The sequence below is a fragment of the Proteiniphilum sp. UBA1028 genome (assembly GCF_002316955.1).
Classification (GTDB): Bacteria; Bacteroidota; Bacteroidia; order Bacteroidales; family Dysgonomonadaceae; genus Proteiniphilum.
Map to the genome: position 1 here is coordinate 10,779 of NZ_DCEN01000062.1, position 23,203 is coordinate 33,981.

A 23,203-nucleotide genomic window follows, 5' to 3' on the forward strand; every position below is an offset into this window, starting at 1 on the left:
ACGACTTTTTTGTTTAACATATCCTCTTAAAATTAAAAAAAAACGCAGGAAAGCCCGTTTTGCAACATTAATTAAGATAAAATAGCGGTTTTTATTCTAATTTTCAGTATTTCTCAGCCATCTCTTTTTTCATATAACACCTTTGTATGATTTTTGGTTGCCGGGTAAACCATCTTTCTATATGAATATGCTTCACCCAGCCAGTTTTAATACTTCATACAGATTGTTTCAATGTTATACCTAGCCAGTTTCAATACTTCGCTCTGCCAGTTTCAATGCTTCAACCCCGATGAACCAGGCTATTGAATAAGGTTTATCCGCAAACTTACCCCCGCATTTGTTGTTGCTCCCGGATAGGATGATGATGAAACAAGTGGTGTATTTATCAACTTGTCGTAAAATGCACGCAGTGTTAGAGCCCTGCTTAATTCGTAATCTGCAGTAAAACGTATAGTTATGGTCTTTATTCCGCTTGTAGCCTGAGTAAAACCGTCTTCAATTTTTCTGATAAGAGCACTCGTGGTTTTGTGAGAGACATCGAAACGGAGATTCAGAGTGTTACTGAATGTTTCGGAGGCGTGAGATTGGCCTTTCTCTCCAGCTATTCCCGGCAACCGACTGTTTCTGACCCTTTGCATTGAGTTTGACCCGAATCCTGCTATCCGGTTAAAATCGGCAATGCGGTAGCCTATTCCAACAACAATATCGTTATCATTCATCTCCACTATCCTGTATGAAGGGATATTCAGGTTCAGCGCCCTTGTCCTATTTATCCTCAGGCTTACATTCATATTGTTGCTCAGTATGCTGTTTGCCTCAATAAGCGGGTGAAAGCTTTCTGTAATGGTTACCGCTGAGATATCGTATGGTGTTGAGGGGATAGGAGATCCTGAGAGGGCGTCACGTATGTAACCCAGGTCACCATCATCGTTTGCCGGCACCCAGCTGAGATAAGATGAGAACGAACCAACACGGTAATGCGATATGTATTGATGAACAAGGTTTAACGACTTCACATGCTCACCCAGTTCAGGCAATATTGACATCATGTCGAACGATATGTTCCAATTTGGTAACAGCGACCTCATGCCGGGAAAGGCGGTAAGCTCCACGCTGTTAGGATCCTTGCCTGTATATGCTGCCAGTAATGAAGGGATTAACACCTCGGCTGAGTTAATGTTAACATCACCTGTTGCCGGGTCAAACGGTTGTCCTGCGTAGCTGCTTCCAGCCAGAAATCCACTGGAAGGGTAGTGTGAAAGTTCATATTGGCCCCTTACTCTTGATGCGATAGCCTCCCTGTTTTTCCGAAACCTCTCGAATGTACTTGAGAAGTAGTTTTTACCTGCTCTCTGGTTTTCAAATGCTGATGAGAGGGAGATGGTAGTCATTGCAAAACTGCCACCGTGAACCACAGGCATCTCCTCAAACATAAATTGAAATTCTGTACGCCGATTATCCTCGTAGAGAGCGTTAAGGTCGATTTTTAATCCCGGGAAAGGTTCCAGGGAAACTTCCAGTCTCATATTTTTTGTCCGGTTACTTATGGCGGGTGTAATATTGTTTTTGTTTATTACCAATAGGTTGTCTTCTTTCATTCTCTCTATGAATCTCTTTCCGCCATCAAATCCGAAGGCAAACCCCAATCCGGGAAGCAGCCCGTCAGCACCGTTATGTTGGCCGAAAATGTCGCCAATCATCTTATCATATCCAGGCAGGCTGGTACGTGTCATGTATCCAAAATTCAGGTTGATACTGCGAACCATCATCACTGCTCTCATGGCATAACTTGCAATGTCGTAACCGGGAGTACTTCCTTCCGCCGGCGAGATGTCCGCCTGCATAGGTCCCGCCCCTCCGTTAAAAATACTGTTCGCCTTCTGCAGGAAAGGAATCTTATTGTATAGCAACACCAGGTTGAACCTGCTGTTTACTGAAAGTGCAAAATCGTTCTGTAGAAAGTTGCCTGTATTTTCATCATCGACAACAGCTCCGCGTTCCCACCGGTAGCGGGAGTTATATGCTGCACTCGAACTGATCCAGTCAAGCGGTGCTATATGAGCGAACGGGAGGATATATGTAACGTTGGCCGCCTGCTCGTAGTTGAGTGGTTTCCCTAGCTCACGTATACTGTGGATCACAGAATCCTTCCATATTTCATAATCGCTCCGGTTAATCTTTTTATTCACTTGCAGATAAGGCTCTTCAATTTCGGCTATCGTACCCGAATGAAACGATGCTTTCAGGTTTCTCGTCAGATCCCACGTGATGGAAAAATCCCGGTCCCAAAAGAAATTGCGGCTAAACGAAAGGTATTGCCGTTGCGACTGTGTTGTTCCATCTCCTTGGGCATTGAGGCTCCGGAGCTGTTTCTCCTGATAATTACGCACTAACAGTGAACCTGCTCTGATGTTGTTTGGGAGTAAATTAAAATATAGCGCTTTAACCGGTTTCAGCCATCCGGAGTTGTCTTTTATATTTTTAAAAGGCTCCAGGGATTTCATTAAAGGGGAGTACTCGTAGTCCGCCTGTATCCGGTAATCGAGTACCGTTGCGTACTCGGTATCAGGGCTGTGAAGTTCATTAATGTTCCTGGCAAAGGTGAAGCTTAAGTTGGCCGGATCGTATGGCATCGGGTTTTTACTACTGATATTTACTTTTACATTGCTCAGGCTAATGCTTTTGTTTATAGAACTTGTAGTTGAGATGTTTTGAATAGAATCGCGATGATGCCTGTTTTTGGACTGTTTCAATGATTCGGAGAGCAGGATATCTCTGTTAAAGGGGTCGTAGAGCGGGGTCCATGTCCGGTCTGAATAGGAGTATTGAAACGGTGCCGTCACCTTTGCCTGCCTTGGAAGAAAACGTCCTAACTCCAAATTAAAAGACATATGCATTGATAAATAGTCATCGTTGCGTCGTTGCAAAAGGCTCCTGCTGAGAGCACCAAAGCCGGCTGTCTCTTTTCTTCCAGAGAAGGCGACAGTACCGATATCTGACAGTGCCAGCTGCATATTTCCCTGAAACGCCCAACCTCCTTTTTCATCGAACTCGCTTAAGCGTAGCTCGTTTATCCATACTTCCCCCGACTGATTCCTGTCAGAATGGTTCCTGATGCCAATCATCATCACCTTCACTTCTGCCAGCGAAGGATTACCAATAATGGTTATCCTGTTTCCCGGTTTATCCGGGTCGTAAAGCGAGTAGGGGATATAATAGTCAGCACCACCACTACGGTGTTTTTCTGCATTACGTTCCAGCTTCAGGCCGGTGAACAGCTCAAGAGGAAAATCGAACATGTTTTCCAGTGGCCATACCGTCTTCTGCCCGGTCGGGCTATTGGTGCTGTACTGCCCTTCAGGAGTAATTAGCAGAGGTATCTCATACTCGTAGAAGTTATCCCTGTAGTCCGACCCCAGACGCAAGAATATTGAAAGATCCCCATCCTGTAATGTGCCGGGGACTTCCGGCAGCTGCTCCGCATGTACAAACATCTGCAGCCTTTTATAGCGGCGCATATCATACATACTGTTTTTGTAGATCGACCTGGAGGCCCCCGGCTCAAGATCTTGTACCTTTATAGAAAGCGACTGCTCATTCTCCTGTCTGAGCTGAGGTTGTCCCGGATCAAGAATACGTGTAACCCCCGGAGGCAAAACATAATTTACCGGTGTGCGATTGCCGTTCTCTTCAATGTTCACTGTTGAAATGTCAAGGCTACCTGTGCCTGTGACTTCTCCTCCTGTTACAGGATCTTTCGTGTAACTTCTCCACTCACTACGTACCAGTTCAAGTGTGGCGAATCTTAGAAAGACAGGTTCTTCAAAGCCGGTAAGAAAAATTCTCATAAACCGGATATTGTTGAACCCATTTATATTGCCAATCTTTTGCTGATAATCCCTGACAGGTATTTTAAACTGGTACCAATTGACCTTCCCGTCCTGTCCGTTCCGCAATCTCACGCTCACTTCACGCCTGTCGACAATAAAGTTGCTTCCCGTCTCCATATTTTCGTGCCTAAGCGATACCCTGTACTGATAATATGATTCATTCTCATTGAGTGTATTGTCGTTATCTATGTCCTCCACATCAGGAGTGGATCGCGATATTGAAGAATAGCGTGCATCTTCATCAGATGCAAGTGAATTGCCTTCAGTGCCGTTGAAATATTTATATCTCTCGAGTATGCTCATCTGCATGCGATCCTGTTCCGCCCCTCTATAATGGCGGAATTTGTCCCCTGCAGGGTCGTTTAACGGTGAGTGGCTGTCGGCTTCCATTGCTGAAATAGTTTCACCCGATAACCGGGGACGAAGTTCGTTCAGGTAGTTGGCATATGATGGATACACTTTCTCCTCTTCACTGCTCAGTCCGTTCAGCCCTACATCCTGCAACCGTCGTGCTTCCATCCCCTGAGAGTTGTCGAAGGCATAAACTGTGGACTGCCGCTTCGGGTATTTACCCCATACTGTGTATCCCACTGCCGTAGTATCGCCATCAACAGGCAACCCATTCTCAAAAAACTTTTTTCCGTCTTTCAACACATCTTCCGATATATCACCAAGGTTGAAGTAGAGGTCGCCACCTGTTGAAGTGCCGAGCGTGTCATTCACAAAAGGATCCATCAGCCAGAACTCAATATATTCAATGTTTGCTGCCTCAAAATCGCGGGTATCCATTCGTCGTGTGATACCACCCCAACGTTGTTCCGGATTGAGTAGATTTCCTTTACCGTCCACATTACTATCAAGGTTATAAGGTCCCCGTTCGTTAGGATAGTAGGAGATATTAAGTGCAGGAATGGTGGCTGGCTGTCCGTAATAGGCATCCCTGTTGGGGTAAATCTCCCTCTCAAATATCTCCCTTACCCGGTGGTCGGAGAGTTGGGTGTGATCGTTTTTGATATGAGCAGGTGTCAGACTCGAATTCCTTCCGGTGAAGATGCCATCGATATAGAACCATGCCATCAGCGCGCGGTTTTTTCCATAATCGGTATTGTTAGAGAGTGCCGCCTCCGGAAACAGTCCTGAGGACGTGTTGTTAAGCGGAGTGGAGGCGAGTGACCAGGAGTAGGGTGTACGAAGATCGATGCTCGTCGATGAACTTTCAAAATCATCAATATAGGAGTATTCGCCCGTGTATCTGTTTTTATAGTGTCCGGCAATCAAGTGAGCAAACTCCAGGTTTGCCGAAAGTTGAGAAGGTGCTGTAGCATCCACAAAAGGCAGCATATCAATCAGGTTGGTTAGCGCATACGACTTTCTTCTGTAGGAAAGGTTTGCCCCCCACAACGTATTTTTTGCAGATTCGTCTCCGTAAGCACTTTTCATTATTAGTGGTTTCTCGTAGTAGTGCATCAGCGTGACTCCTGCTGAAAAGTCCTTTGAAAAATCGTATAACAGGTTGATACCCATCAGTGTCTTGCGTTGCAGATGCGACATAAGGCGGTTTTCGAGAGTTACACTCACAGGTGTTCCCGATTCAAGAACTGAACGGTTAATGATGCTTACAATACCTGAGAGATAATCAACCGTGTAATCAACACCTTCGGTAAGGGGGATACCGCCGGCAGTGACCCTTACCGAACCCCTTTCCACATTCACTGCGTTTAGGTTTATCTCATGGGCGGAAGAGCCTCTGTACTCGCCACTCAAACGGAACTTATTTCTTTCGGGGACCTGTCGTGCTGCGGTGAGCGTTGAATCATACAACTCCTGATATACATATTTGCGGGCAATGGCATCGTTATCGATTTTTTTCTTCAGATGCGACCCGAACGGCTCAGTAACAGGAAATATAATCCAGCCGTTTTCGCTGTCTATTGTATAGCCTTCAAGAAAATCGAAGATCCCGTCGGGATTGGGATTATTGCGTGAGTCAAGCCTGTCGAGGTTCATTATGGTGAGGAGCAGCTTGTCGTCTACACCACTCCCTGGTAGATAGTTCATATAGATACCTGAGGAATCGCTCTGGTATGTGACATTCATCCTGAAGCGATCCTTTTGCACATTGTATGCTCCATATCCTATGGAGTAGATGTTTTTCATCATCAGCCCCCATGCCGGGGACCGTGGAGAGAACGAAACAGGTTTCAGCAGTTTAACAAACAGGGCACCCTTTTGCCTGTCGCCGTTACCTGCAGAAACGCTTCCCACTTCACCGGAGAACTCTCCCACCTGGTACACCCTGCCATTATATGTGTATTCGTAAGCAATTGCCAGCACTTCATCAGGCTGTAACGGCATGTTAAGGGAGATATATCCAAGCTGAGGGCGGTATTTGTACTCAGAGGGACTCAGGAGTCGCGCATTCTCCAGCTTTTCATAGTCCGTGCCCGGGACGATGCTGCCGGGGAGGGTGTTTTCCGTTTCACTCAGATTGCGTGCACCGGGGTAGTTAGAGACAAGCTCGCCATACATGGTGTTGGACATATTGTCAGGAACGTCTGACGAGCCTTGCGCTGTCCACATCGGGTTATGTATGTTGTTGTGTTCCCCCAGGTCGGCAAATGCAATAATATTTCTAACCCTGTCATACTCCCCTCGTTTGTTGGTCACCCACACCTCCATCCTTGTTATGGATACCGATGACTGCACATAAGGGAGCTTTGCCAATGCATTATCATAGGTATCGCGGAAGTAATGTCCCAGGAAAAAATGGCGGTTCTCATCATACTTGTCGGCGTTAAGCTCAAATTGTGTAGTTTGTACCCCACCGCCGGTATTAACGGTTTGTGATTCCGACTGTTGTTGAGAGATGACCGTATTTACCCGCAGTTTACCAAACTGCAGTTCCGATTTTATGCCCAACAGCGCTGCTCCGCCGTCAATAAGCGAGTTGGTTGTGGACATGTTAACGTTTCCCGCTTCAATATTTTTAATTATCTCGTCTTCATCACCCTTATAAGCAAGCCTTATCTGTTTTGCATCTGCATCAAAGGTAGCATCGGTATTGTAATTGATATCGAAATTTATCTTTTCCCCCACTTTGGCATTCATATTTAGCTTTATCTGCTGGTCTGAATCGAATATATTTCTTACTCGTGACCGTTGCGGAATGCCCGGATTACCGGTAAAATCCCGTTTAATCCCAGCTGATATCTCTACAGATCCCTGTGCAGTGAACCTTATGCCCCCAGGGCCGAAAATTGTCCCTGGCTGATTTGCCCTTTTGCGAATACCTGAGAGTGACGAGTATCGTGAGGATGGCCTTAAACCGTCACGGTTAAGGGAGTTCTTTTCTCTGAAATAGTCCGATTGCATCTGTCGCGACCGGTATTCCATATACTCTTTCGGAGTCATGGTGACGGGAGTGTTTATCACTGCATCACCCACCTTATATTCAAAGATATAGAGGTTGGAGCGATAATCGTAGCGTACTTCCGTTACAACATTAGAAGGATTTTGCAGTCTAACAGGCAGCCCCTGCCGATTAAAAGGCAGTGTTACGGCAGCAGTATCTTTTGGCATGAGCCCAGTCTCAACGCTGTCGGGCGGTAAAACTGTGCTGTTAGCATAAGCAAAATAAACTGGCATTCCATTCAGGGGGAACAGAATATAGAGGAGTAATATGTAAACAGTTTTTTTCAGAGAGACAACAGCAATATACGATTCTTGAATTCAAAAATGTGTATTACGTAACCAGCTGTTGTTATAATCTCTTCAATGCCTCTTTGATAACACCTTCTACCGGTAGTGAGGGTGCTTCTTTTATAATTTTTGATACCACCTTGTTTGAGGCTGTCTGAACAAACCCCAGCATCACCAAGGCTGAGACTGCAGCATGGCCTGTCTCCGACAGATCGCTTTTTGAAAACGGTTTAACTATACCGCTCTCATCGGTTATCTTGATCTTGTCTTTTAAATCCACGATTATCCGCTGTGCGGTTTTTGCTCCTATACCCTTGACTGTCTGCAGCATTGCTGTATTTTCATTAGCGATAATAACCTCCAGCTCTTTTGAGCTGAACGATGAGAGTATTACCCTGGCCGTACTTGGCCCTACGCCAGAAACGCTTATAAGGTGCAAGAACAGTTCCCGTTCATGTTTATCCATGAAGCCGAACAAAACATGTGCGTCTTCTCGAATAGATTCATACACATAGAGTTTGGCTGCCGGCTTTTCATGAATGGCACCGTAGGTGTTCAGTGAAATATTCATCTGGTAACCGATACCTCCGCATTCCAATGTTACGGAGGCCGGTGTTAGTTCGGCGACATCGCCTTTAATATAGTCTATCATTTTTTTTACAATGCAGCTTAATTACGTAATACCGTTAATATAACGGTAAAATTCCGGGAAAAGTATGAACAGAGGAAAAAAATCTGTTGTTATCGGTGACTGCAGTCATATCCCGTATTTCCGGCCTTCAGGTGAATGTATGCCCTTTGGCATAAGCTTATGAGCAATGAGCTTGCTTGTTTTATTAAACTTTCAGGTGAATGTATGCCCTTTGGCAAGGCCTCCTTCTGCCGTTTCTTTGTATAAAGATGGTAGATCGTGCCCGGTCTCTTTCATCACATTTACCACCCTGTCGAACGATACCCGGTGAATTCCGTCTGTGAACGAAGAGTATAGGTTGGCATCCAGCGCACGCGCTGCAGCATAGGCATTTCGTTCTATGCATGGTATTTGTACCAGTCCGCAAACCGGGTCGCAGGTCATCCCCAGGTGGTGCTCCAGTCCCATCTCGGCAGCATATTCTATCTGAGCGGGGCTACCTCCGAAAAGCTGGCTGGCAGCTGCGGCAGCCATAGCGCAGGCAACACCCACTTCTCCCTGACACCCCACCTCGGCACCCGAGATAGATGCGTTTTTCTTTACAATATTTCCAAATAACCCAGCAGTTGCCAATGCACGCAGCATTCTGTTTTTGCTGAATTCACGAATCTGCTCAAGGTGATAGAGCACCGAAGGAACCACGCCGCTGGAGCCGCATGTGGGCGCCGTTACAATTTCACCGCCTGCGGCATTCTCTTCCGATACCGCCAGTGCGTAGGCAAACACTAATCCGCGAGATTGTAATGATGCCTTATAGCCTTTGGCTTTTATAAAGTAGCTTGCTGCTTTCCGGTGGAGGCTAAGCGGTCCCGGCAGTATCCCTTCATTATCGAGTCCCCGCTTTACGGATGCTTTCATTACATCCCATACTTTTCCCAGATAATCCCATATATCTTTTCCCTCGCACTCCTCCACGTACTCCCAATAGCTTTTGCCTGTCCTTTCGCACCACTCCATTATCTCTGTCATTGTGGTCATCGGATATATATCTTTTCCCTCGTTTTCAGAGAGTCCGATCGTATTTTTTCCATCGGAAAGGGTGCCGCCTCCTATGCTGTATACCGTCTGCACGTCCATCAGCTCTCCGTTGCTGTCATATGCCTCTATTTTAAGTCCGTTAGGATGAAAAGGCAAGAACGTCTTTGGCAACCACTCAATGGTGGCCGGTGCAACAGGTTCAAGTACACTTAATATAGCTATGTCGGTTAGGTGACCTTTTCCGGTTGCTGCAAGGCTTCCATAAAGTGTCACCTCAAAACGCCCGGCATCGGGGTTTGCTTCAGCAAACAGAGAGGCTGCTTTTTTAGGTCCCATGGTGTGGCTACTCGATGGTCCGTTACCTATCCTGTAGAGCTCTTTAATTGATTGCATAAGGTGGAATTAGAGTTAGAAAATCATTTACGCAAAGATAGCTATAAAAACAATTCCGGGAAATAGCAAAACAGCTGTTTTCAAACACTTTTACAATTGCCATGTCGTCAGACACCATATGCCTGAAAAAATCAATCCCGAGGTCATCTTACGAAGTTCAATCCAATTCCATGTCGTCAGACAACGTGTCTGCCGTAAATAGACTAATCCTTCCCGCCAAAATTAAATATTATGGGTATGGCGGCCGGTACTTTTACAAGTTTTCGGCCTACTGTAAGCTTAGGCCACAGCTTCACCGTCACTGAGGTTGAGTTGGGGGTTATTCCCAGGAAGTCACTCATCTCCTTCGTAACCCTGTCCTGCGAATAGCGGTTCATCAGGTTTTTCAGGTCGATACTAACAGGTATAGGTACCACCTTTGTCTCTCCCGGTTCAATGCGGATAGGAATATCCATTTTTCCCGTAGCAAACTCCATCTCATTGATAAGAATTGTGTAATCCAGCGCATCAAGGAAAGCAGCTGCTGTATTAGGGTTTGTTACATCCATATTGAGCGTCATGCTGAAAGGTATGTTCTGCCTGCTTGAGCCTCCCGCAAGGACAGTGGCTATGGATGCCAGGTTTGAGACCGATATGCTTGAGGCATTACCCAAGTTTATCCCTGCCACAAGTATATTATCGAGCGAATGGTATCGGTATTCGCTCTGAGAGAGCTGGTAGGCACCCCCGATTCTACTAATGAGATCGCAGCCGGTAAGTAGTACCGACGCCATAAAGATTAAGATAACTCTTTTCATTTTGTTCTCTGTTTTATTACTTAATGGTTATCATTGTTGCTCCATATCCGTATTCCTGAAATGAAGCATCCTGATGATAACATTTTGGATAATTCTTCTTCAGCTCCTTTATGATGGCATTTCTAAGAACGCCGTCGCCTTTCCCGTGGATAAATACAATTTTTCGGTTTTTATCGTTTATGTGTTCACTCATCACTTCGTTAAACTTCTTTAACTGATACTCCAATATATCGGCACTGTTCATTCCCGTTGTGGTATCAAGTAGCTCATCAATATGCAGGTCAATTTCAATTACGGGACTTTTTTTTCTTTTTTCGATGCGCTGTCTTTTGGGGCGTTTTTCTATCTGTTCCTTCTCTTTTACAATCCTCTCAAGGTCGCCGGCAGAGACAAGAATCTCCTTCACAGGCAGGTCGTCCTGCATAACATAATATATAAGCGCATCATCTTCGAAATAGTCGTTTTCGCGGAAACAGTGCAGCTTGTAAAACTTCACAGTGTCAATTCGAAGTTCCACCGAACATGGATTCTTGAACCTGAACTGTTTGTTGTGTTTGAACGCAATAAACTGCACGCATACCTTTTCTAAGTTGTTCAGTTCAAATTTGTCGAACTCTTCTATGAAAATTTTGGTATTCGGCTCCACCGAGCCGCTGTAACGGCTTTTCCAGGAGTTGTTCTCTCTGCTCATATAGTTGAAAAAGAGATAGTAGTTGCTGTCGTTCACGAAATAACACTCGTAAGGTGTAGTGTTAATATTTTTCATATCTGTAGGCAGAAAGGCCAGGCATACAGTAATGTTTTCTCCCTCAGGAGTCTCTTCAGGGATCTCTGCATTCTCTGTTTTAGCAACCGGTTTGAATGATACAGCCATATTATCCTGAGAAGGTTTTTTGTTCTGCAATACCGTTTGATCCTCAGGGACTTGCCCTAACTTTTCGTTTCCTGCTGACTCCACAAGCACACATTCCGATATAAGTACAGGCACATCAAATCCATGCTCATCTTCCACAACCGCAAGTTGCTTGTTTAAAAAACCTTTTACTGTTCCTCCGCCTACTGTGTTGAGGAAACGTACATTGTCGCCTACTGATAATTTGTTCATTTTCTATGGTGTAATTAATCCGTACCTCAGGCAAATTTTCCATGGAAAAGCCTGTTTAGGGTGTGATAATTTTGTTACCTGTTGCAAAGTTGACTAATTTTGTGGAATAAATGCATTAATAATTACGAAAAATAGTTTTTACGATTGTAAAAAAATGAAAAAGGATAAAATCCAACAACTGCAGATATCCCGTTTCAACTATACTCTTCCTGATGAAAAAATTGCCAAATACCCTCTTGAGCATAGAGATGCATCAAAGCTTTTGCTTTACCGAGGTTCGAGGATAACATCGTTGCCATTTGCCGATTTACCAGGTCAGCTGCCTGACAACAGTCTGCTTCTGTTCAACAACACCCGGGTAATCCACGCCCGCCTTCTTTTCCGCAAGGAGACAGGTGCACATATTGAGGTTTTCTGTCTTTCACCTCTGTACCCGGCCGACTATGCACTGAGTTTTCAGCAGCGGCAGCACTGTTCCTGGAAATGTATGATCGGAAATGCCAGACGATGGAAGAGCGGGCCACTGACAATGGATATCCCTCTGAAAGGTGATGTAGTGAGGCTTACAGCTCAAAAAACCGGCAACCCTGCACAGGAAACGATCGTCGATTTTTCATGGAATAACGGTGAATATACATTCTCGGAGATACTTGAAGCGGCGGGGAAGCTGCCTATACCTCCCTATCTTAATCGTCCGTCTGAAGCGAAGGATGATGTGACCTACCAGACAGTCTATTCCCGGATAGAGGGCTCAGTAGCGGCACCAACGGCCGGTCTGCACTTCACTCCGGAAGTACTGGAACGCATAAGGGAAAGGGGCATTCAAACCGCAGAGGTAACCCTTCATGTGGGTGCAGGCACCTTTAAACCGGTTAAATCGGGTACTGTCGCCGCCCATGAGATGCATTCTGAATTTATTTCGGTGCCCGTTTCAACCATTGATAAGATTCTTAACAACAAAGGAAGCCTCATTGTGGTGGGAACTACCTCCATGCGTACTCTGGAGAGCCTCTACTATATAGGCAGGAAACTACATGATAATCCTGAATTGCCTATGCATGAGCTCAGTGTTAATCAGTGGGAGCCTTATGAAAATGATATAGATAATGCAAGCATAACCCCCGGAGATGCTCTTAGGAGTATTCGCCATTATCTGGAGCGTACACATAGTGACAGTCTGCTTGCTGCCACGCGTATAATTATTGTTCCCGGTTATGAATTTCATTACCCCGATGCTCTTATCACCAATTTTCACCAGCCTCAAAGCACATTACTTTTGCTAATCGCTGCTTTTGTTGGTGACGATTGGCGCAAAATATACGACTATGCATTAAACAACTATTTCAGGTTCCTTAGCTATGGAGACAGTTCACTTTTGTGGAAAAAGTCCAAATAACCTTATTTTTTGGTTAAAAATTCCACTTACTTCCACTCTTACCTCCTTTTTTTGTAATATTGCATCAACAAAGAGTCGTTGTAAATTACCTATTCGTTTATATTGATTTGGTTGCAAAATTTGCCCGCATACTCGCTATTGTCGTTATCAGTATTATATTTGTAAATATAATACTTTTCATCTCTTTCAGCATTCCTGCTGTACAAAAACATGCTGCCGATTTTGCGTTGGAGAAATTAGAGCCTGTCATCGGCACCGAAGCCCGATTGGAAGGTATTCGTATCCGGCTCTTCAATACCGTTGAGCTGAAAGGGCTTTATGTGGAAGATCAACAGCAGGATACGCTGCTCTATGCAGGAAAGCTAACAGTCCGTATCCATGCAATGGACCTCCTGAGGAACAAGCTCTCTGTCCGTAAAGTGGGATTGGAAAATTTTGTGGCAGATATTTACCGTGAAACACCCGACGATCCTTTCAACTTCCAGTTTATAATCGACACTTTTGCCAAAGAAAAGGATACAACAACAGTTAAAAAAGAAAAAAAATCCTGGCATATAATGGCTGAAGATGTAGAGTTGAAGGATGGACGGCTCAGTTACAACATCCTTTCGGTCCCTCAAACACCCGGGCAGTTCAATGCAAACCACATAGATGTGCGCGATTTGAATTTCAGTGGGAAAGCAGATTTCCTCAGCATTGAAGATATGCAGGCCGCTGTGAGGCTACTCAGTTTTACCGAAAATAATGCAGGGATTACCATAAGCGATCTTAAGGCCGATGCCCTGGCAAAGGGAGAAACTATAACATCAGGTAAGGTTATACTGGCACTCAATAATACACGTATAGAGGTCACAGGCGCACGTTTTAACAGAAAAACAAAAGAGTTTTCAGTCAAAGCGAAGAGCGAACAGACAGATTTTAAGGATGTGGCTATCTTCTCACAGCGCTTTGCACATTTGGATAAGCCTTTTTCTTTCGAAGTAGATGCTACGGGGCAGCTGCCAATGGCAAAAATTAACAGTTTCAGCTTTCATTATGGCTCTGGAACACAGATTAAACTGTCAGGATCTGTTGCCGATTTCAGCAATTTCAACAATAGCGACATCGACTTAGATATACGTTCACTGGAAATCACCCAGGATGATCTGGAAGCGTTTATCCGTATCGGGGCAATTCAGTATAAGTCCCCTGTACAACTGCTGGCGTTGGGCGATATTAAGCTGCAGATGAAAGCAAAGGGTAAACTGGGCTATTTCAGGTATGACGGTTCTGCTTTAACTCAACAAGGCGACGTTACTATGAGGGGAACAGGCCGCATGACCGACAGCTTCAGTAGACTCATATTTGAAGGGCCTGTCACCGCCGGCAATATACAGGTAGCGAACATCATTGGAGAAGGGCCCGGCGTGGGTAACACAACCATGCGTGCAGAAGCAAAGGTCTCTGTCATTCATAATTCAGGGGTCACTGTTGTTGCTGAAGGAGATGTTGAATCGGTAGTGTTCAGAGACTACCTTTACAACAATCTTCATTTTAACGGCACTTACAGTGGAAATAATGTCAAAGGAAGCATTTTTACAGATACAGAGCGCAATAAGATCGACCTCTCCGGCGATATTACTTTCGGTGATGGTTTAGGCTTTGTCGTGAATGGCAACATAGGCCGTCTCGACCTGAGGCCATTTATTGATGTGAAGGGTTGGAAAGATCCATTCATTAGCCTTACTATAGACAGCGACCTTTCTGGCAGCTCTATTGATGATATGACAGGAACCGCGGTAATTGACAACATCTCCCTTGCTGACAGTAGTTTTATTTACAATCCCGGTGCTGTCTATCTGCAGTCGCTTCCTGATGAGGGTGAGGGGAAAAGACTGAAGATCCTCTCCTCTTTTGTTGAAGCCGAGGTGACTGGCGATTACTATTTTTCCACTATTGGCAAGGAGCTGATGCAGGTGTTGCGTCATCATCTGCCCTCGGTAATTACTGAGAAAGAGAATAAACAAGATAATGTGCCTGGCACAGAAGCTGTCAGAAACAACTTTCAATTTAATATCTCGCTGAATAATACGGAGGATATCTCCTATGCATTCTCGCTACCTTTTTACAACGTGGACCCGGCTACTATTAGTGGCAAGGTTAATATGCGGGAAGATGAATCAGTAAAAATAAAAGCCTATATCCCGCGGCTGATGTTCGGTAATAAAGATGTGCGCGAGACTAAAATTGATATCAACAACAGGCGTTCGTCGGGAATGGGGCTGAACGTCAACTCCTACCTCGTCCAGAACAGCGGGTATGTCAACGCCAGGCTAAACAGCACCGCCTCTCTCGATTCGGTGGTAAACCTGCTCACGTACGATCTGAAGCAGGCTAACACTCGCTCTAACGGCGAATTACTGGTGACAATGGCGTTCCTCCGCGACCGTAACGATGAACTTGCTTCTAATATCCGCCTTCACCCTGTTACAGTAATGTTTAACGATAAGAAGATCGATTTGAACGATGCCACAATCTCTTACCACAAAGATCGCATCGCTATAAATAACTTCGGTATCCGTGAACAGAATATGCTTATGCTTGGTATTGACGGAGTAGCTTCAAGAAGTGAAGCCGATAATATAAGGATATATTTCAACAATACTGAGCTGGCGAATATTTTGGCCGGGTTTAACATATCCCGGTTCTCAGGCTCTATAAATGGTCAGATTTTTGTTCGTCAGGCTCTTGAAACCCCTATAATACGTACCGAAGGCCTTCGCATCGAAAACATCACAGTTCATAAGGATACCATTGGGACCATGCGGATAGAAGGGAACTGGGATAATCTTTACAACGGACTCGACCTGAACGCTTTTCTTGAGAATAAAAATGAAAAGAAGCTTCATATTACCGGCTATATACCCACAGGTGATCAGAGTCCGTTACCCATGGATGTGAGTTTTAAGATTGATGAGTTCAACCTGAAATCCATTCAACCGTTGACAGCCAATATCTTCAGTGAACTCTCAGGGCATCTCAATTCCGATATTCATATCACCGGAAAATTGTCGGAACCGGTTACTGAAGGATGGGTGGGTATAGACCAGGGAGTTATGAAGGTGGCTTATACAAACGTAACATATCATGTATCGGACACAATAGAGATAAGCAGAGACAACGTTGGGCTCAGGAATCTGGTCATTCGCGACCAGAACAAACATACCGCAATATTGAACGTGAACCTGTCGCATACTAATTTCGGGCGAGTGGTATATAATGCCGGTATACGGTTCAACGACTTTACTCTGCTTAATAACCCAGGCCGTACTGATCAGATGGTTTATGGTACTCTTAAACTTTCGGGAGAACTGAATGTGGCCGGGTCTCCATCAGGAATATATGGAGATGGGAACTTAACGAGCTCCAGTAAGTCCGATGTCATGGTGGTACTTCCGCAAACGGCCAGTGCTACGGAGTATAGCGGCATTGTTTATGTCAACAGCAACGAAAAGATTGATTCATTGTCGTTTTTACGTAAAGACAACACTCCCTTAGATATTGTCAATACGACCACCTCGGCGGGAATTCCCATTTTAATGAGGGCGACCCTGAATCTGAACCAGCTGTTAGAGATGGGTGTCGTTCTGGATCCTACCACCGGAAACGCGCTTGAAGCAAGCGGAGAGGGTGAGTTGAACATCAACTTTAACTCAAGATCCACTCCTCAGGTACGTCTCTACGGTGACTATGTAATACACGGCGGAAAATTCCATTACAATCTACAGAATCTACGAACCATCGACTTTAACATACGCGAAGGCAGTATGCTAACCATGGAGGGCGATCCGCTGAATACTCAATTCAATATAACCGCTTACCTTCCTGTAAGAGCTGACCTTGCGGCACTCAGCAACACTTTTGCATCAGAGCTGGCAAACACGCGAGTGCCGGTGAACGCGCTGCTGCTTATCAGGGGAGATCTTGAAGCCATGGATCTGCAATACGATATAGAGCTGCCCGAAAGCTCCAACGATATTCAGCTCCGAGTAAACAGCTTTATAAACAACGAGGAGACAAAGATTCTGCAGTTTGCTTATCTTGCTACCACCGGAAGTTTTATCCCGTCTGAAGGATCATCAGATATGAATTTCGGGTCGTCAATGTTCACCAAATTCGCTGCAAGCACACTCTCCAAAGGGCTTGACGCGCTGTTTGCCGGCGCATTAAGTGATAACTGGTCTATCAGTACAAACTTGGAATCGATAGATGGAACCTTCGATAATGTGAGAATGGGTGTTGACGTATCTACAAGTTTGCTTAACGACCGTTTACATATCTCCACCAACCTCAGCTATGGAGATAAAAGCATGCTGGCAAGTCAGCAAGCCTTTATGGGAGAGTTTGAGCTTAAGTACGATATTAATAACTGGTTTATGATAAAAGCGTTCAACAGGGCAAACGAGAGGTTCTATCGCCGAACGCCCACTACACAGGGAATAGGAGTTGTGGTAACCAGGGAGGCGAAATCGTTCAGAGACCTTTTTGATTTAAGGGTTGTCAGAAAAAAAGAGGATGATGAGTAATCTGAAAAGAAAATTTATATGCCTGCTTGCTTTGGTGGCACTTGCTTCATGCAGTGTGACCAAAAAAGTACCAGAGGGGAGTTATCTTCTCAACAAGGTAAGTGTGAAATCAGAAGTGAGAGGTATCGGAACCTCCGAACTGAAACCCTATCTCAGGCAGAAACCCAACTCATCGATGCCTATTCTCGGAAAAATAAAACTGCATATGTACAATATTCCCGAGAATGATTCCACATGGTTTGGAAGGCAGCTGCTCAAGTATGGCGAACCTCCGGTATTATACAACGAACAACTAACAGTTGTCTCTTCGGAACAGATACGCCTTCATCTCAGCAACAAGGGCTATCTTAACGCTGAAGTGGATACAAATGTCGTAAAGAGAGGCAAAAAAGCCGAGGTGAGGTATGACGTAACGCTTAATGAGCCTCACCGAATCCGCATTTTTAGAGATACTGTCAGTTCAGTTGATACGACTATACATAATCTGCTGTCTGAGAACCGGAGGCTGGACCTTATGAAAGAGGGGGACATTTTCGACCTTTCCGTATTGGAAGCTGGAAGGGAGAGAATGACAACTGTCCTCAGAAACAGGGGATATTACAATTTTTTGAAGGATAATTTCTATTTTATTGCCGACACCACCGTAGGTAGCAATCAGGTGGATGTTGTACTGGGCTTGAATAATCCATCTGACACAACCAGGCATCAGCAGTACACTATGAGGAATATTACAGTTATCAATGGTGTCGATCCGGCTCTTCTTGAGGATTCAGCCAGGCACAATCTTCTCGATACTGTGCAAATCAAGGGTGTAGAGATCATCTCCGGGCAAGATCCCTTTCTTCGTCCCCAGGCTATTTATTACAACATGTTTTTACGTCCCGGCCGGCTCTATTCCGACAGGTTGGTTGAGAGAACCTACGCCTCTCTAAACGGTATGGGCCCGGTGAGCCAGACCTCCATCAATATGTCTACTGCTGAGCGTAACGACTCAGCATATATTGATTCAAGGATTATCCTTTTTCCGGGAAATCTGCACTTCATGCAGTTTGGTGTTGATGGAACCAATTCTGCGGGTGACCTTGGAGTGGCCAGCAACATTACGTATGAACACCGCAACTTCCTTAAGGGAGGTGAGACATTCCGCGTAAGGCTGAATGCTGCCTACGAATTTATCAGAGCTACCGACAGCCTTAACCTTATCGACAAGAGCTACTATGAATATGGTGCTGAGGTGTTTCTTTCAATTCCTCAACTGCTGCTCCCCTGGCTTATGAATCAGTTAAGAGACAGGCCATCAGCATCTACGGAGTTTTCAGTGGGCACCAACTTTCAGAAGAGGCCCGAGTACCTGAGGCAGTTTTTTAATCTGTCATCTCGTTTTCAATGGTCTTCGATGGACTGGAAGCTTCTTAGTGTGTTGGAACCTGTCGGCATTACCTACGTAAGGATGCCTTGGTCGTCAGATAGGTTCAAGGATTTGTATCTGAGCGAAGAAGCCAATCCTATTTTGCGATACAGCTACGATGAGCAACTTATAATGCGCACAGCCTACAATATAACCTACACTAATTATAACCGCATCTCAAGAGGAGCAATGCCGGTCATTCCTGTCCGTGTTCGTTCAGGGGTAGAGCTTGCAGGGTGGTTACCTCGTTTAGTGACCAGTTTTGGAGGTGGCAGCAAGAACGAAGAGGGATTTGAGTCTTTTTTCAAATTACCCTATTCCGAGTACGTGAAGGGAGATTTTGATATATCTGCTTCATACGCATTCAACGATAACAGAACCATTGCTGCTCATTTGGCTTTGGGAATGGCTTATCCTTACGGTAATTCCACCATCCTGCCTTTTGAAAAACGATACTTCGGCGGAGGCGCCAACAGTGTACGCGGATGGAACACCCGTACCCTTGGCCCGGGTAGCTACAGCCGGGATTCTCTGGGTCACGATTTTGGACGCAAGGTTGGTGATATAAAGATCGACTTCAGCCTGGAGTACCGCCGTAAAATGAATAAGCTGATAGAGCTGGCCGGGTTTGTGGATGCCGGAAATATTTGGACCGTAAAAGATTATGTAGAACAGCCGGGCGGGCTGTTCAGGTGGAAAGATTTCTACAAGGAACTGGCTGTTGGATATGGCCTTGGAATCCGGTTCGACCTCAACTTCCTGCTTATCCGTGTTGATGGTGGCATGAAAGCACATAATCCTGCATTAAGCAAGGGTTCACGGTGGACCTTATTCAATCCCGATTTCCGGAGAGACTTTGCTTTCCACTTCGCCATCGGTTATCCGTTCTGACCTGGAAACAACCTCCTCTGCTATCACATTTTATTAATTTCTGAATCAAGAAATACAATTCGGTCATTTATCCACTCCTTCATATTTTTAATCAGGTCCTGATAACTTTTGTTCTTTGTGTTTGGCGTGTTAGTAGGGTTTTTAAAATTCTCAGCTTGCGATTTATCTAATTTGGCTGCCATCATATCAATATGATCAATAATTTTTACAAGCTCCGGCTTCATCTCTTTCCATCGTGCTTTATACTTTGTACGAAACTCCGGAACTTCCATAAACCTTGAAAAGAACCTGGCACCCGGCCTGGAATCGCTTTTCCCTTTATAGAACAGTAGGTCGTTTTTGATGAAATAGTCGTTGCTCTCGTTATATCCGAAGGCCCAGTCGAAATCCCAAAGAGGCCCCCATTTTATTTTAGTATTTTTTTCCTTGTAGCAATAAGTACTTTTTGGATGATCGAGTTCCTGATTGCGGACCAGTTCATTAATAAGCATAAAGTTTATTAATGAATTAACATCGGTGTGATTTTCAAATGAAATGTCGGGGAAACTTTCTCCAAACAATGCATCTTCGAGTCCCCTGAAAGCCTCTTTAATATACTCCATTTCAGACTCATTATTCAAAGATGGATCAGTAACCATTACCGGAAGTTTCAAGATTGAGGTTTTAAATTTATAATCCTCATCATAATAGCTGTCCATTTCAACAAGAAATCCACCATTTGTATCAATATCTACACGTCCTTCACCCACTTCCTTCTGTTCTGTCAATTGATAGTTGCCACGGTGCCTGCCGTTTATAAACAGCTCAACATGAATAGATGAGTGGTTAAATTCCAAACCGAACATGCGCCCGAGCTTGAATGCAACATCGTTCATTATCAGGGTTGGATCCTGGTAATTGGCCAGCAGCACCCATTTTTTTGCTTTAGGCAATCCAAAAAGTGAAGTTTCTTGCGGAAAATCTACACGGTAAGGTTTCTTAGGCATAACCCATGTACTGTTTCCCCGCCCACGAATTTTCATAGCGGTCAAATCAATGTCGAAACCTTTATCTGAGGGGTCAATAAGCTGAAAAACCGCAGGCAGCTTAACTGTTTTCTCAACCACTTCGGCACCGCCTTCAATATCCACCTTTATAATAGGAAGTCCTGTAAACATTGCTCCTTCGGCTATGAGAACGTAATCTGCAGAAAACCCGTTTGCTGTTTTAACTGTGTAGGTTATCTTATCTAAAAAGGAGTTAGGTGTAACACCACTTATCTGTTCTGTTTCCCCGATATATAGTTTGCCTTGGGTTTCGAACTGTGCTATAAGATTTTTCACATTGCCTATCCAGGCTGATGTTGAAATTGTAATTGTTTTTTCTTTGTTGTTGATAACTCCATTTATATCTGCCTTCAGATTGTTAATATCTGCCGGTATAATAAAGGAGCTTATATATTTGTCGCTTGCCGCCTGTGTTACAAGTATTGTTCTTGTTTCACCCTCTCTTGCTGTTATTGTGATTGATGTTTTTCTGTTATCACCTACAATTGTATTCTTTGTAACGCTAATGTAGATAATATTGTCATAACGTCTGGCAGAACACCATTTACGTCCATCCTCCTGAATATCTATTGTAATTGAGCTGGAGTTTGTCTCAATTGTCACCTCCTTATTTTGTGCGTCAGAGGAGTCGAAAAATATTTCATTTTCGCCAACGTTGAGTGTTATTTCCTGAATATCGTCGCTACATGCAAGTATGCCAAAAGCCAGAACTGAGATGAAGAGTTGAAGCAGATATTTATTTTTCATTTAAAATTGAATTTAATTTATTTAAATATAATAAATAATGAATTTTTCAGACTGATAGTCCGGTATAATTTTACCGGTTGAACTTTCTCATGTGTTATGTTAAAAGCTAAATACCCTTTAGTTCGATAAATAAGAATGATAAATTACCAAAATTAGATAAGCTGGCAGCTTTAATGCCTCAAAGATAGTCTATTTTTATATATTATGAATGATTAATGAAAATATCATAACAGAACAGTAAAGTTAACCGATGGCTGCCCCATCTTGATATGTGGTGACGATCACCTATTCCCGTCGCTGGTGAACATTAGAAGAGTCTGCTACTACGGTTAAAACATCTAAAAAATATAATAATGCATTGAATATAAATATGTATATTTACCTGAGCATAATGAAAGAGGCTTTCGTGAGAGGACTCTTGAATTGATTGGTAAACTAAATAACTATATGGGTTTATTTCTTCTGGAATTGGCCATGGAGAAGCCAACGTCGTATTTTTAGGTGAAAACCGGGGTAAAAAATTAGGTAGAGAGCTTAAAAAAAGAAAACGCAACCAGTTGAAATATAACTGATTGCGTAGCAGCGTTGTTGTCTTACCAGGACTCGAACCTGGACAAACAGGACCAGAATCTGTTGTGCTACCATTACACCATAAGACAGTTTCGGACTGCAAAATTACTAAAAAATGCGATAATAAAAAATATTGGTCAAAATATTTTTGGCAGAAAGATCACGAGTCCCGCAATCAGTGCTGCCAGTGCTGCAAACAGAACCCCAGCTGCGGCAATGTCTTTAACTTTTCTGATTGCCGGATGGGTCTCTTTTTTACTTGCGTAATCCGAAAGCGTCTCTAATGAAGAATTTATCGCTTCCATGACAAATACCAGTGCTGTAACAGTGATAACTGTCAGCCATTCAACTTTCGAGATGCGAAAAACAAATCCCAGGGTAATCGCTGCTATAGCCGCTATCAGATGTATCCGCATGTTTGGTGTCTGGCCGATAAGGGTACCTATGCCTCTGAATGCATGCCTGAATGACTGAATACGTTTCTTTATGAATGACATAATCTTTAAAGGGAATTAAAGCATTACGAATACATGTCTCAAAAGTACTAATTATGTTTCTTCATTCAAAAACATTTTTACGTTTGTCATGATAATAAGTGATGATTCCTTATCTTTGTAAAGATGTAGAATTCTTATAACTCGGATAAAACTATGTCTCAATCATGTCCGCTTTGCGGGAATAATAAACCGGAAGAAGCTCTTTTTTGTGATGATTGTGCAAAAAAGATCCGTATGGATTACGAGCTGGAGCTTCCCGAAAACATAACATCTGTTGTTCATGATCCCGAAAACAGTTTTAACGGGAACAGGACTGAAAACGCCGTGGAGTCAGTTGAGCCGTTAAAGTCCCCGGAGCCAGATAGGGCCCCGGAACCGGAGGAAACCGTGGGGTTGGAGGAGAATGTTGTAGAACCGTTAAAGGGCGTGGAACAGGTGGAGGAATCTGTGGAGCCCGGGGAGCAGGAGAAGTCGCCGGAAACGTTAAAGAGTGAAAACCCTAAAGAGGAGGTTGTGGAGCCGGAGGAGAT

At 44.2% G+C, this 23,203-nt stretch carries 11 protein-coding genes and 1 tRNA gene; 4 read left to right on the forward strand and 8 right to left on the reverse strand.

The genetic code is table 11. The features are described 5' to 3' along the window. Positions 1 to 299: 299 nt before the first annotated feature. From sprA to B3Z75_RS10855, 5 genes are all read right to left on the reverse strand, one after another. Complete coding sequence (gene sprA, locus B3Z75_RS10835; RefSeq protein WP_294071479.1) at positions 300 to 7,469, reverse strand: cell surface protein SprA; 7,170 nt, start codon at positions 7,467 to 7,469, stop codon at positions 300 to 302. Positions 7,470 to 7,650: 181 nt separating this feature from the next. Further along, positions 7,651 to 8,241, reverse strand: a complete 591-nt coding sequence (gene ruvA, locus B3Z75_RS10840) for a Holliday junction branch migration protein RuvA (protein WP_238865722.1) — start codon at positions 8,239 to 8,241, stop codon at positions 7,651 to 7,653. A 192-nt stretch (positions 8,242 to 8,433) separates the two neighbouring features. Beyond that, complete coding sequence (locus B3Z75_RS10845; protein WP_238865724.1) at positions 8,434 to 9,651, reverse strand: L-serine ammonia-lyase; 1,218 nt, start codon at positions 9,649 to 9,651, stop codon at positions 8,434 to 8,436. Between the two features lie 203 nt (positions 9,652 to 9,854). Continuing rightward, entirely contained in the window at positions 9,855 to 10,448 is a 594-nt protein-coding gene (locus B3Z75_RS10850; protein WP_238865726.1) for an LEA type 2 family protein, read from the reverse strand. 16 nt (positions 10,449 to 10,464) lie between these two features. Then, the gene (locus B3Z75_RS10855; RefSeq protein ID WP_294071484.1) at positions 10,465 to 11,553 is read right to left on the reverse strand and encodes a DUF2027 domain-containing protein; all 1,089 of its coding nucleotides are present in this window, start codon (positions 11,551 to 11,553) and stop codon (positions 10,465 to 10,467) included. Between the two features lie 154 nt (positions 11,554 to 11,707). On the opposite strand from B3Z75_RS10855, the gene B3Z75_RS10860 reads away from it, so the two are divergent. The 3 genes from B3Z75_RS10860 to B3Z75_RS10870 all read left to right on the forward strand — a co-directional run bounded on the left by B3Z75_RS10860 (position 11,708) and on the right by B3Z75_RS10870 (position 19,813). Beyond that, a complete protein-coding gene (locus B3Z75_RS10860) occupies positions 11,708 to 12,949 on the forward strand; it encodes an S-adenosylmethionine:tRNA ribosyltransferase-isomerase (RefSeq protein ID WP_238865730.1) in 1,242 nt (413 codons plus the stop codon). A gap of 107 nt (positions 12,950 to 13,056) precedes the next feature. Then, positions 13,057 to 17,514: a translocation/assembly module TamB domain-containing protein gene (locus B3Z75_RS10865; RefSeq protein ID WP_238865732.1), complete on the forward strand. Its 4,458-nt coding sequence runs from the start codon at positions 13,057 to 13,059 to the stop codon at positions 17,512 to 17,514. Beyond that, a complete protein-coding gene (locus B3Z75_RS10870; RefSeq protein ID WP_286845426.1) occupies positions 17,507 to 19,813 on the forward strand; it encodes a BamA/TamA family outer membrane protein in 2,307 nt (768 codons plus the stop codon). The genes B3Z75_RS10865 and B3Z75_RS10870 overlap by 8 nt, the downstream gene beginning before the upstream one ends. Before the next feature lie 23 nt (positions 19,814 to 19,836). Here B3Z75_RS10870 and B3Z75_RS10875 read toward each other — a convergent pair whose 3' ends face one another. From B3Z75_RS10875 to B3Z75_RS10885, 3 genes are all read right to left on the reverse strand, one after another. Further along, positions 19,837 to 21,606 carry a CotH kinase family protein gene (locus tag B3Z75_RS10875; RefSeq protein ID WP_294071494.1) on the reverse strand — a complete coding sequence of 590 codons (1,770 nt, stop codon included), beginning with the start codon at positions 21,604 to 21,606 and terminating at the stop codon, positions 19,837 to 19,839. 588 nt (positions 21,607 to 22,194) lie between these two features. Beyond that, positions 22,195 to 22,265, reverse strand: a tRNA-Gln gene (locus B3Z75_RS10880). A gap of 48 nt (positions 22,266 to 22,313) precedes the next feature. Next, on the reverse strand, positions 22,314 to 22,673 hold the full coding sequence (locus tag B3Z75_RS10885) for a diacylglycerol kinase family protein (RefSeq protein WP_238865746.1): 360 nt from the start codon (positions 22,671 to 22,673) through the stop codon (positions 22,314 to 22,316). Between the two features lie 234 nt (positions 22,674 to 22,907). On the opposite strand from B3Z75_RS10885, the gene B3Z75_RS10890 reads away from it, so the two are divergent. Continuing rightward, positions 22,908 to 23,203, forward strand: a 296-nt coding sequence (locus tag B3Z75_RS10890) for a hypothetical protein (RefSeq protein WP_294071498.1), incomplete at its 3' end; no start/stop codon positions are given.